The organism is Pelorhabdus sp. sgz311002 (assembly GCF_056134285.1).
On sequence record NZ_JBWBCL010000004.1, the window covers coordinates 157,569 to 170,426 of the forward strand.

9 protein-coding genes and 1 other annotated feature are annotated in these 12,858 nt (G+C 43.8%); of the genes, 6 read left to right on the forward strand and 3 right to left on the reverse strand.

Annotation, left to right across the window (positions count from 1 at the left end):
- The first annotated feature begins 13 nt into the window (after window positions 1-13).
- Together ahpC and AC0NJP_RS08500 are read left to right on the forward strand one after the other, a co-directional pair.
- Window positions 14-577 (forward strand): alkyl hydroperoxide reductase subunit C, encoded by a 564-nt coding sequence (gene ahpC, locus AC0NJP_RS08495; RefSeq protein ID WP_474039622.1) that lies wholly within the window; start codon window positions 14-16, stop codon window positions 575-577.
- Window positions 578-670: 93 nt separating this feature from the next.
- Complete coding sequence (locus AC0NJP_RS08500) at window positions 671-2,347, forward strand: FAD-dependent oxidoreductase (RefSeq protein ID WP_474699502.1); 1,677 nt, start codon at window positions 671-673, stop codon at window positions 2,345-2,347.
- 70 nt (window positions 2,348-2,417) lie between these two features.
- Here the strand turns inward: AC0NJP_RS08500 and AC0NJP_RS08505 are convergent, their stop codons facing one another.
- On the reverse strand, window positions 2,418-3,437 hold the full coding sequence (locus AC0NJP_RS08505; protein ID WP_474699503.1) for an alpha-hydroxy-acid oxidizing protein: 1,020 nt from the start codon (window positions 3,435-3,437) through the stop codon (window positions 2,418-2,420).
- A 144-nt stretch (window positions 3,438-3,581) separates the two neighbouring features.
- On the opposite strand from AC0NJP_RS08505, the gene AC0NJP_RS08510 reads away from it, so the two are divergent.
- The 3 genes from AC0NJP_RS08510 (at window position 3,582) to AC0NJP_RS08520 (ending at window position 8,527) form a co-directional block, all read left to right on the forward strand.
- Window positions 3,582-4,118 carry a hypothetical protein gene (locus AC0NJP_RS08510; RefSeq protein WP_474699504.1) on the forward strand — a complete coding sequence of 179 codons (537 nt, stop codon included), beginning with the start codon at window positions 3,582-3,584 and terminating at the stop codon, window positions 4,116-4,118.
- A 162-nt stretch (window positions 4,119-4,280) separates the two neighbouring features.
- Complete coding sequence (locus AC0NJP_RS08515; protein ID WP_474699505.1) at window positions 4,281-5,612, forward strand: methyl-accepting chemotaxis protein; 1,332 nt, start codon at window positions 4,281-4,283, stop codon at window positions 5,610-5,612.
- Between the two features lie 164 nt (window positions 5,613-5,776).
- The gene (locus tag AC0NJP_RS08520) at window positions 5,777-8,527 is read left to right on the forward strand and encodes an EAL domain-containing protein (RefSeq protein ID WP_474699506.1); all 2,751 of its coding nucleotides are present in this window, start codon (window positions 5,777-5,779) and stop codon (window positions 8,525-8,527) included.
- Window positions 8,528-8,596: 69 nt separating this feature from the next.
- Here the strand turns inward: AC0NJP_RS08520 and purB are convergent, their stop codons facing one another.
- Complete coding sequence (gene purB / locus AC0NJP_RS08525) at window positions 8,597-9,952, reverse strand: adenylosuccinate lyase (protein ID WP_474039616.1); 1,356 nt, start codon at window positions 9,950-9,952, stop codon at window positions 8,597-8,599.
- 283 nt (window positions 9,953-10,235) lie between these two features.
- Here purB and AC0NJP_RS08530 point away from each other — a divergent pair, with 283 nt between their 5' ends.
- Window positions 10,236-11,963 (forward strand): methyl-accepting chemotaxis protein, encoded by a 1,728-nt coding sequence (locus AC0NJP_RS08530; RefSeq protein WP_474699507.1) that lies wholly within the window; start codon window positions 10,236-10,238, stop codon window positions 11,961-11,963.
- An 82-nt stretch (window positions 11,964-12,045) separates the two neighbouring features.
- On the opposite strand, the gene AC0NJP_RS08535 is transcribed toward AC0NJP_RS08530, so the two are convergent.
- A complete protein-coding gene (locus tag AC0NJP_RS08535) occupies window positions 12,046-12,351 on the reverse strand; it encodes a hypothetical protein (protein WP_474699508.1) in 306 nt (101 codons plus the stop codon).
- A 223-nt stretch (window positions 12,352-12,574) separates the two neighbouring features.
- Window positions 12,575-12,818: a binding site (T-box leader), on the forward strand.
- The last annotated feature ends 40 nt before the right edge of the window (window positions 12,819-12,858 follow it).

The following is a 12,858-nucleotide window of genomic DNA, read 5'->3' on the forward strand; positions in this document are numbered from 1 at the left end:
GGAGGCTTATATTATGTCTTTAATTGGAAAAGAAGTTAGTGATTTTACAGTGCAGGCTTTTGTCGATAAGGATTTCAAAGAAGTTACGAAGCAAGATATCTTGGGAAAATGGTCGGTCTTCTTCTTCTACCCTGCGGATTTCACTTTTGTGTGCCCAACAGAGCTAGAAGATTTAGCTGATAAGTATGAAGAGTTCCAGCAAATTGGCACTGAAATTTACTCTGTATCTTGCGATACCCATTTTGTTCATAAGGCTTGGCAGGATGCATCGAAAACCATTCAAAAAATTAAATACCCGATGCTAGCTGATCCTACCGGAGCACTGGCTAGAGATTTTGATGTAATGATTGAGTCTAAAGGCCTTGCTGAAAGAGGTACTTTTATTGTGAATCCTGCTGGGGAAATTGTTGCTTATGAAGTTGTCGCAGGGAATATTGGCCGGAATGCTGATGAACTGCTTCGTCGCGTTCAGGCTTTGCAGTTTGTTGCGGAACATGGCGATCAGGTATGCCCAGCTAAATGGACGCCAGGCAAAGAAACTTTAAAACCGAGTCTTGACTTAGTCGGTTTATTATAAACACAAAATCTGTATGCGGCAGCGGACGATGGTTTCGTTTACTGCATACAGATTTCTTTTATTATGATGTTAAAGGGGGAGATTGCCGCAAACATGGAACGCTATGATGCAATTGTGATTGGTTCAGGCCCAGCCGGAATGACGGCTGCTTTATATTTGGCGCGAGCACGTTATCGTGTCGCCGTTTTGGAGAAGGATAAGGCTGGCGGCCAAGTAGGAACTACAGCAGAGGTCGTCAATTACCCAGGAATTCGCACAATCAGCGGTAGCCAGCTATCGGCTACGATGCGCCAGCAAGCGGAAGACTTTGGCGCTGAATTTATCAATGGAGAAGCGATTGGGTTTGATGCAATCGGCGACATTAAAACAGTACATTTAGCTGATGGCAGGTCGCTAACAACTTTTGGCATTGTTTTGGCGCTGGGAGCCAATCCTCGTAGGGCTGGATTTCGCGGCGAAGACGAATTTCGCGGTAGGGGCGTAGGCTATTGCGCCACTTGTGATGGGGAATTTTTTACGGGAAAAGAAATTTTTGTGATTGGCAGCGGTTTTTCCGCAGCGGAAGAAGCGCTTTTTTTAACGCGTTATGGGCGGAAAGTTCACTTGCTCGTGCGTGGCGATAAACTGAAGTGCGCGGCTTCGATTACGGAAAAAGTGGTAAAACATCCTAAGATTGAAGTACACTATCATACGCAGGTCTTGGAAGCTGGCGGCGATTCTGTTTTGCAGTATCTTGTCTTGGAAAATCGACTGACAGGCGAGACACAAAAATATATACCAGCAGAAAAAGATAATATAGGCGTATTTGTTTTCGTTGGCTATGATCCGGCGACGGAAGTTGTTAAAGGACTTGTCGAAACGGACGAAGCAGGGTATTTGCTTACCGATCGAAATCAAAGGACGAATGTAGCTGGCATTTATGGCGCTGGTGATGCCTGCCGTAAGAATTTACGACAAGTCGTGACGGCCGTGGCTGACGGAGCTGTAGCGGCTACCGAACTAGAAAACGTGCTTGATGAAATTTATGAACGGCTGCAGTTAGAACGAGTTGCTATAGTAACGCAACAAGTTAAGGCAGTCGAATCTTTGGCAACGGTTGAAATGCCGCCGGAATCAGCTCAAGAATTTTTTGATACGCCCATGCAGAAGCAGCTAAAACAAGTTTTTAAGAAGCTGACAAAACCGGTGACTTTGCGAGCTAGGCTTGATGCACGGGCTGTTTCTACAGAGCTTCGCCAGTTTGCGCAGGAAATCGCTGCTTTATCAGATCACTTGTTATATGAAGAAGAACAGGGCGAGCCAGACGAACTGTTGCCGGAGTTATGTCTTGATGTGGCTGGGCAATACAGTGGCTTAAGTTTTCATGGCGTTCCTGGCGGGCACGAGATCAATTCATTTATCGTTGCGCTCTATAATTTGGGTGGCAGCGGTCAGCCCCTTGATAGTCAGCTTGTTGCCCGGACGCAGGCAATTAAGTCAAAAGTTCAACTGGATCTTGTTGTAACTCTTTCATGTACAATGTGTCCGGAACTTGTTATGGCGGCACAGCGAATTGCTGCTTTAAATCCGCAGATAACGACTCATGTTTATGATTTGAATCATTTTCCTGCTTTTAAACAGCAGTATGAGATTCTAAGTGTTCCTTGCTTGATTATCAATCAGGAGAAGGTTTTGTTTGGCAAGAAAGATATCCCTGCCTTGCTAGCTTGTTTGGAAGAGTATCTGATAGACAAGAAAATGGGAATTAGGCCTTTAGCTTCGGCCATGTAATAAAAAAACTCTCGACGTGATTCAACTGAATCCCACCGAGAGTTTTTTGTTAGGGTTTTAAGTTTGTTTGTTAGGGTCTTAATACCATGTCTTTCGTAATTTCATTTAAAGTGAAAGCACCGCACATAGCCATGGTATCTTTTAATTCTTCTGCGAGCTTTTCAATATAAATTTTTACGCCCTCCGCATCGCCGCCATACACTGCTGTAACAAAGGGACGGGCGATAATTACGGCATCAGCGCCAAGGGCTAGAGCTTTGAATATATCAGTGCCGGAACGAATGCCGCCGTCGACGAATATTTTCATACTGTCGCCTACGGCTGCAACGATATCTGGCAAAACTTCAACAGTGGCCGCACACTGGTCAAGAACGCGACCGCCGTGATTGGAAACGACAATAGCTTTAGCGCCAGCTTCTTTGGCTTTAAGCGCACCTTTTACTGTCATAATGCCTTTGACGATAAAGGGAGCGTCGGCTATTTCAGCAATTTGCCGCAGTTCTTCTACGGATTTACTGCCGGCAGGCGGCGTCATGTTTTTTAGAAAAGGCAATCCGGCGGCATCGATATCCATGGCTACGGCAAAAGCGCCTGATTTATGGACAAGTTCCATTTTTTCTTGAATGACCGCAAGATTCCAAGGTTTTACCGTCGGAATTGCGCTGCCTTCTGCTTTAGCAATCGCTGCTGTAGCGCTTTTCATCACTTCTGGATTTGCGCCATCGCCAGTGAAAGCGGCAATTCCGTTTTCTTTGCAGGCGGAAACCAGAATGTCGTTATAAGTCATATCAGTATGTTTATCGCTGTAGTGCAGATTGACAGCACCGACAGGACCGGCAAAAAATGGGTATTTGAAGGTTTTTCCGAATAAATGGAAGGTTGTATCGACAGGCTTATTTTCACAAAGCGTGTCCATTTGAACGCGGATTTCCTGCCATTTTTGATAATTGCGAATTGCTGTATCGCCCACACCTTTAGCGCCTGGACCGGGCATTGTGTTTTTACAGGCAATTCCGTTACAGACTGGGCAGGCCTTGCAATGTGTTCCGAGGGCGGTGCGGGCGCTTTCTAGTAGTTCTTTATAATTCATACAAATTCACCTTTTTCTTTGACATTATTTTACTAAAGACTTCCATAACTGTGTCAGAAATCCTGCTCTGATTGTTATTTTTCCCTCGCATCAGCTTTGAAAAATGCGAAACACTAGAATTAAACCAAAGCGAGGGGGAATAGTATGATAAAAAACTTAGCAAAACGGAAACAATTACGGCGAAAATTACGGCGCCGTGCGGCGGCTTTAGTGGGAACAGCTATCATGACAGGCGCCGTTTTAGCGGGCGTGCCTGTCAGTAAAACTTTTGCATCAGAGGCCCCGCTAAGTCCACAAACAGCAAAAATTGCTCAAGAGCAGGCCGCAAAAGATCAGTCTATGGCCAGAGAAGGCTGGCATGAGCATAAGCATAGCTGGCCAGGATCTGATGAAAATGAAGCATGGTATAAAGACGGCAAGCTGTATTATCGTAGCGGACAAGACAATGAAGACACCTATTTTAATGAGTATGCCTATTATGACCAGAGTCCTGTGTCTTATGTGCAAGACCATGCAGGAGATTATGGGTTTAATACTGCAAAAGACACTTTTTCTTTAGTTACTGTCAATCGACACAGAGCATTAGTGCAGGTGATTAAAGCTGATACAGGCCGACAATATCGAGTCATACTGCGCTGGGGTGACGATGGTTGGACGATTCGGGGCGTTATACCAGCTTAAAGGCAGAAAATCTGCCTTTGTTTTTTTATTGAGAAATAATTTTGAATCGATTGACAATAAGGCAAAACGAAATGTATACTAAAGCGGTAAGGTATAGGGCGACTTTTGAAATCTGTTCTAGGTACTGTAAGTATTAGCTTAGATCACAGTAGGGGGAGAGCAATGGACAACATATTAGAACAATTTAGTTTATTTGCTTTTTCGCACTCAAGTATTGTGCGGTGGTGGTTCAATCTGAGACTATCTTGGAAGTTGGTTCTGGCTTTTACGGTTAATGGAGCTATTACAATGATTGCTGGATTTATTACATATTATTTTGTTAAAGAAGGAACCGAATTTGAACAGCAGGCGGTTCTTGTTCTTATTGCTTTGGCTAGTTTGCTGAATATTGTATATGGCTGCTACATTGCTTATTTAACAACGGCGCCGATTCGGCGTAGTGTTCAATTTGCTGAAACGGTAGCTCACGGTGATTTGACGCCCAATTTAAGCTGTATGACGGAAAAGGACGAAATTGGCCAGCTCTGTAAATCGTTGAATATCATGGTAAATCGGTTTCGGTCACTTGTCGGCGATATTTCCCAGGGCGTTGATGTTTTTGATGAGACGTCTACCATTTTATCGGGACAAGCCGAGGCGACGATGCAAGCCGCGCAAGAAGTGATTGATGCAGTGAGCCAAGTGGCGGCAGGGTCACAAAGTCAGGCTGAACGGATTGATGAAATTAAAGTAGCCATAGATAAAATGCTGATCGGTCTTAAAAATATTGAAAGGAGTGTACAGACGACCAAGGAGGCGGCAGGGCTGGCTTTACAAATTGCCCAGGCCGGTACGGACTCAGTGGAGCAAACAAACTCGCAAATGGTTCATATTCATCAGAGTGTGGAAGAAACGAATCAAATTATTCTAGAACTTGGTAATAAATCAGCTCTAATCGGCGGAATTATCGAGACGATTAAAGCCATTTCTGATCAGACTAATTTACTAGCCCTTAATGCCGCTATTGAGGCGGCGCGGGCGGGAGAGCACGGCCGCGGATTTAGTGTAGTCGCGGAAGAAGTTCGCAGACTTGCTGAACAGTCGACCTTATCTAGTTCTCAAATCGGAATAATCATTCAGGATATTCAACATAATGTAGAACGAGCCGTGAGTAGTATGAAATTTGAAACAGAAGTTGTTATGGCTGGTTCGCAAGTGATTCAAACCACGCAGCAATCGTTTCATCGTATTGTCGATAGTGCCAAAACGGTGAATCAGCAGATTGGCGAAGTTTTTGGTTTTGCTAACACGATTGCCGTTGGTTCAGATGAGGTTTCTGATAAAATGAATGAAATTGCTCATATTGCGCTGGAAAGTAGTGCTCAGGCCAAAGAAGCGGCAGCGAATGGCGCCAACCAGCTAGGAGCTATGCAGGAAGTCAATGCTTCTGCGAGTGAACTGTCTGATGCCGCTCATAAATTGCAAAGAGCATCAAGACAATTTAAGTTAGCTTAGGGTAGATTTTTAGATTAGCTGTTGATTCTGAGTGTAGATTAGTCTTGCTTATTTCGAGCATTTTCTTTTTTGGAGCACAAAGGATTTTTAGAGGCTAAAACAGAAACTTCCCAGTAAATAGACAGTAGGCGCTAGTATGTTGCGGCCCCAAGGAGAGTGCTCCGTTGTATAAGCAAGAACCGGAAAAGCAAATTGAAACCTTATTTGATTGTGATGGATTTCAAATTTTTTCAGAGCAGGTTGATGATGGAATCCTGGTTATTGATAATCAGGGAAAAATTTTATACAACAATGAAGCGGCTTCTTTGCTTTATGGTTATTTGGCAAGTGAGTTTTGTATTTTGACTGCGGCTGATCTGTATGCTCCGGAGAAAGCAGAAACCGTTGCGGCACAACTAAATGCAGGCCGAAAGACGCCTATTGTCTTGCAAACGGTTCATCGTCGGCGCGATGGCGGGCTTTTTCCTGTTGAAATCAGTTTTCAACAGGCTAAATGGAATGGCAGTAGCGTTTTAATAAGTTCCGTGAAAGATTTAAGTGTATCAACGTCAGGCCGTGTGCTGCAAAGAAGCGAAAGAAAGTATCAGATGCTTCATGAGGATCTTTTGGCTGCTTATGAAGAGCTGACAGCTACGGAAGAAGAACTGCGACAGCAATTTGATGAACTCATGAGCAAGGAAGATAAGTTATATCAACAAAATCGGGTATTGAATTTACTGCATGATGTAGCCTTAGATCTGATTAAAGATCTTAACTTGGAAGATTCATTACGGAAAATTGTTGGGAGTATTAATGAAATTTTCAATGCCCCCCATAGTTTTATTCATTTTGTCGATGAGGCTAAGGAGCACTTTCAGCTGAAAATAGGTACTGGCATATTTACTGGTCTTTTAGTAGGAGGAAATCTGTCTGAAGGTATTGTTGGTGAGGCCCATCAAACTGGTGAAGTTGTTGAAGTAAGAGATTATTGCCGTTGGGAAAAACGACTACCTGACCGTATTTTTGATGCCGTTCATTATTTTGTTGTGGTACCGTTAAAAGATGCTGAGAAGATGTTTGGCGCCATTGGCGTTGCCTTTACCGAACCGGAAAAGCGTCTTGCAGAGGATGAATTGATTCTTTTGCGCCGATTTGCTGATCTTGCTGCTTTGTCCTTGCGTAATGCTGAGCTTGTAAGCGCCTTGCAAGCGGAAGTAAAAGAGCGCCAAAGAATTGCTGAAGGTCTGCGCTTGTCCGAAGAAAAATTTTCTCAGGCATTCTATCTGAGTCCTGATACAATTACGATCAGCCGAATGGATGGAACTTATCTTGAAGTGAATGAAGGTTTTGTTCGGATGAGTGGTTTTTCTCGGGAAGAAGTCATTGGGAAAAAAGCGATTGATTTAGGAATTTGGGTTGATCCAGCTGAACGAGACAAGATGGCGGCCGAGCAACAGCGGTACGGTTCTATTTCCCATATGGAAGTGCCTTTTCGGCGTAAAGATGGGCAAGTTCGTTATGGGCAATTGTCGGCCTCCTTGATTTATGTGGCAGGCGAGCCTTGTCATATGGTGGTTGTCCGAGATAATACAGAGATTCGGTTAGCTGAAAAAGAACACCGTCGTCAAGACGCTGTCATTCAGCGTATGGCTTATTATGATCCTTTAACAGATTTGCCAAATCGCCGCTATCTAACAGAGTGGTTACAGGAAGAAGTAGACAAAGCTCGGCAGGGAAAAACTGCTGGGTTTGTCTTGTTTGTTGATTTAGATGATTTAAAGCTAGTGAATGATACTTATGGTCATAGTTGTGGTGACGAAATTATTATTGCCACAGGGCGAAGAATTATTGAAACCTTGGGGAACGAGGCTTTTGTTGCGCGGGTTGGTGGCGATGAATTTGTTGTAGTTTTGCCACATGGCCATGATTACAGCAGTGCTGAAACTGCTGTGGTGCGGTTACTTGAGGTTTTAGGAAAAACCTATACAGTGGCGGAAACGCATTTTCACATGTCCGCGAGTATCGGCATCGCTGCATATCCTGCTGACGGCGATACGATGGAAGAGGTAGTAAAAAATGCTGATAATGCCATGTACGCTGCCAAGCGAAGCGGCAAAAATTGTTGGCGCTTTTATACGAAAATGATGCAGACTGCAGCCTACGAAAAGATGCGTTTAACAAGTGGTCTGCGGTATGCTTTGCCGCGAGGCGAGCTTTTTTTGGTGTATCAGCCGCAGATCCTGTTGCGTGAAGGGCGAACCGCTGGTTTTGAGGCTCTGTTACGCTGGAATAGTTCTGAGTATGGGGCCATTCCACCGTCTCTATTTATTCCGTTGGCAGAGCAGGCAGGAATGATTCATAGCATTGGTCGCTGGGTTTTTGAAGAAGCCTGTCGATTTGCTAAGCAGCTTGCCGAGCAGGGATGGGAACAGATTCCTGTGGCTGTTAATATTTCATCCAGACAGCTTGATGATGCGGAATTTCTCTCGTTTATCGAACAAACGATTACTCAAGTCGGTATAAAACCGCAGCAGCTGGAACTTGAAATTACGGAAAGCTTTTTACTGACTTCTATAGAGGATGCAACAAAGAAGCTAACAAGGCTGAAAGAGTTTGGTGTCAGGATGTCTTTGGATGATTTTGGCACAGGCTATTCTTCTTTAACTTATTTGCACAAATTGCCTGTAGAGACGCTTAAAATTGATAAATCCTTTATTGATATGATTACTGTTGATGGACAAGGCGAGAAAATGATTGCTTCGATGATTGCTATGGCTCATATGATGAATCTCAATGTTGTAGCTGAGGGAGTAGAAACAGAAAGACAGCTTGCCTATTTAAAAGCCAAGGATTGTGATCGAATTCAAGGCTACATTTTCAGTCGGCCTGTGCCAGCAGAAGCAGCAATGCAGTTTTTGCAAAATAATAATAGCTAGATGACAAAAGCTCCTGACCTATTATAGGCAGGAGCTTTTTATCTAGACTGAATTAAAGTTTATAGCGGTTTAAATATGTTTTAGTAAAGCAGGGCCAATGCCGATGTATTCCGAGGGAGTCAAAGCAAGTAGCCGTTTCTTATCAGCTTCCGGCAGATCTACACTGGCGATGAAGGCTTTAATGTCTTCTTCGCTGATGCCTTTGCCGCGAGTAATGGCTTTGAGCTTATCGTAGGAATTGGCATGACCATGTTTGCGCATGACCGTTTGCACAGCTTCCGCCAGTACTTCCCAGGCATGAGTTAAATGCTCAGAGAGGGCGTCTTCATTGATGACCGTTTTCTTCAGACCTTTTAAGGTATAGGTAATGGCTAGATGGGAATGGGCGATGCCTGTACCAATATTGCGCTGGGCCGAAGAGTCACTCAAATCACGTTGCAAGCGGGAAATCGGCAGTTTGTTCGCTAAGTGATCAAGTACAGCATTGCTTAAACCCAGATTCGCTTCGGAGTTTTCAAAGTCGATCGGATTTACTTTATGCGGCATGGTGGAAGAACCAACTTCGCCAGCAATCGCTTTTTGTTTGAAGTAGCCCATGGAAATATAGAGCCACATATCGCGGTCGAAGTCGAGGAGAATATTATTGAAGCGGGTCATGGCGTGGAAGACTTCTGCCACATAGTCATGTGATTCAATTTGGGTAGTCAGAGGATTATAGTTCAATCCGAGTCCTTCGACAAAATCACGTGATACAGCTTCCCAATCTGCTTCGGGGTAAGCGATGCTGTGGGCATTGAAGTTGCCAACGGCGCCGTTGAATTTTCCTAAGTATTCTTGTAGGCGAATTTGTTTTAATTGACGCTGCCAACGGTACACGAATACCGCAAGCTCTTTGCCGACGGTTGTCGGTGAGGCTGCTTGACCGTGCGTGTGGGCCAGCATAGGAACCTGTTTATCGGCTTCTGCCATTTCGGCAACGATTGTAGTCAAATTTTCTGCTGCTGGCAGCCAGACTTTTTCGATGCCGTCTTTCAGCATTAATGCATAGGAAAGGTTGTTAATGTCTTCAGAGGTGCAAGAAAAATGTATAAATTCCAGTATGTCAGCCAGCGACATAGCGCCGAGCGTTTCGCGTAAAAAATATTCTACTGCTTTTACATCATGGTTTGTCGTTCGTTCAATTTCTTTGATTCTTGCCGCCGCTGTATCATCAAAATTAGCGACGATGTTACGTAAAAAAGTGATTTCTTCTGTGGTAAATGAACGGATTTCTGGAAAAGACGAATTACTAGCCATGGCAATTAGCCATTCGACTTCAACATGAATCCGATATTTAATCAAAGCCCATTCCGAAAAAAAGTCGCCTAGAGGCGCAGTAATGGCTCCATACCGCCCTTCCAGCGGTGTAAGCGATTTAATACTCATCTCTATCCCTCATCATTCTTCTTAAATTAACAGCAGCTATGGAAATTGCCGTTCAAAATCTATGCCTATTATACTACATTAGCGTCTTAGAATACCACGCTCTTTTTCTTTCTTTACAATATCGGCTAATAGGTTTTCAATTATTTTAGCTTGGTCTTAGTTTAGCTTTTGCATATTTTTTTAGGCAGTATCTATTTTGCAAAAAAGGGAGACTAATTATATGATTCGCTGTTCATTGCAACAATAAATTCTGTTTATAGATAAATAAGGGGAAGTGAACTGTATGATGCGACGGCTCATTGATGTAAAAATGTCGGTGAAAATTTTAGGTTTTGTCACCTTTATCGCCCTAGCGCTAAGTTCGGTGGGGGCTTTAGGTTATTATCATCTTATGGCGGCTAATGATGATATTGCTATTTTATATCAAGAAAGGCTGCTGCCTGTGCAGTGGCTGAATGAGAATGCTACTTATACGAGAGCCATTCAGACAGATCTGTTTGAAACTATGGTTACAACTGATTTGGCGAAAAAACGAGAATTGCTGCAAAGCATTGATCAACGGGCCGCACTATTTCGTCAGAACATAAAGCAGTTTGAAAGCACGCCTTTAACTGATTTTGAGCGTCGTAAACTGACTGAAATGGAGCAGAACTTAAAAGCGTATATGACGTATCGTGATCAAATTATTGCGCTGGCTTTGCAAAACAATAACAATGCGGCTTATGCACTGTATAATCAATCCGCTCGTCCACTAGCGGAAGCTTTCATTCGTAATTTGGAAGAGCTGGCTCAGTTTAATAATGAGGCTTCAGCACAGCTAAAAGTAAAGAATGAAGCGAAACTTGTCAGTAATAAGCGGCTAGTTATTGCTGTGGTAGTTAGCGTTCTCTTCCTTGTAATCGCCTGGGGTGTTTTACTTGTGCTTGCTGTGACCAGGCCGATTCAGCGTGCGGGCGTTCACGCAGCGGCTATTGCCAAGGGGGATTTTACGCTGGCAGTTGCTCCTAATGATTTAGCAGCAAAAGACGAATCAGGCATTTTAGCAAATGCCTTTCACTTAATCAATCAGGAAATGCAGCGACTGATTCGAAAGGTTGTCCAGTCAGCTGACCTTGTCTCGGCTTCTTCACAAGAAATGAGCGGTATTGCTGAAGCCTCAGCTGCTTCAGCTACGGAAATTGCTGCTGCTACGGTGCAAATTGCCAGCGGCGCACAGCGACAGGTGCAGAAGGTTAAAATGGCAGAAACAGTTATCCGTAAAATGACAGAAAATATGCAGCAAGCGGCAGTAAATCTTGATGAAACGGCTGCTGCATCACAGGATGCAGCTACAGCGGCCCAATTAGGCAGAGAGTCTGCTCAAGCAGCTACGAATCAAATGAAACATGTTGAGCAGCGTGTAGCTCAGTTGACTGCCGCTATTAAAAATTTAGGGGAGCAGTCAGATCGGATCAGCTCTGTAGTCGATACGATCGGCGGGATTGCCAGTCAAACCAATTTGTTAGCGCTCAATGCCGCCATCGAAGCGGCTCATGCTGGAGATCGCGGTCGCGGCTTTGCGGTAGTAGCGGCAGAAGTACGGAATTTGGCAGAGCAATCGCAGACCGCTGCCAAAGAAATTGCCGTTTTAATTCGTGATGTGCAAAATGGTACGAATGAAACAATCGTTGCTATGGAAGAGGGGAATACCGAAATTCTTGCGGGCACGCAAGTTGTAGAAGCCACAGTCAGCAAATTTGTTGAAATTGCCGCTACGGTGGAAAAGGTATCGCAGCAGACTTTACGTACAACTGATTTTGTGAAAAGCGTTAGCAGTGAAAGTGATGAAGTGATTGACGCCATGCAAGAAATTTATGAGATTGGCGCCCAGATGGCTGCCGCCACTAAAAATATATCATTAGGTACGGAAAAAGAATCTTCTATGGTAGAAGAGCTTGCCGCATCAAGCCAAGAGCTAGCACGATTAGCGGAAGACTTAAAAGGGACGCTGCGGCAATTCCAATATGAATAAACAGCACGAATGGTAATGAAATAAGAAAACCGCCGATTCAGAAAGAAATTTTTTTGATCGGCGATTTTTATTGGCCTGTTAATTATACGACGGTAACTGGTAGTACAAGGATAATAGAGTTTACATTAATCGCTAGGTCTGTCGTTAATTCGGCGATTGTTAAGGGGAAGCCGACTGGAAGAACGGCTGAGGTGACGCGGACAATGAAGAACTCTTCTTCGGCGGTTACTTCGCCGTCAATTTCAATTTTTTTCGGGAAACACGTTGGCGGATCGTCATGATGACGCGGCAGTTCAGCGAGGACTGTGCCTGTTATTACAAGTGGTGCAGTACCGCCGACATTGACTAAAATCGTGACAGTACCGAATTTAATTTCTTCTAGTTTCATAGTCTCACTCCACTTCATTATTTTACATAAGACTGTTTACAGAGGCTTACGCTATAGCGTATTCGGGAAATTGCTAAGAAGTGAGCTGAAATAAGAAAAAACATAAAAAGTTTGAAAATTGCCACAGGGAAATTTGGTTGACAAAGAAAAAAACGCGTGTTATATTGTAAAGCAAATGTTACGTTGTAAAGCACGTGTTGCATAGTAACTCCATAGAGGTTTTAAAAATGCGATGATCAGAATAAAACAGAAGCAGATTTTTCTGGCAGAGAGCTGTCGGTTGGTGCAAGGCAGTAGAAAAACTTCTTCCTATCTCCTCTGTGAGCAGAATGCTGAACAGAAGTAGGCATATCCGGTATTCTACCGTTATGAAGAACCATATTCGGATTGCATCCCGATATGAGTGAGCGGTTGCGCAAGCGGCAAATGAAGTGGTAACGCGGAGAATTTATTCCTTCGTCTTCAACATGGAATATCCATGGGAGGCGAAGGTTTTATTTTTCTCTG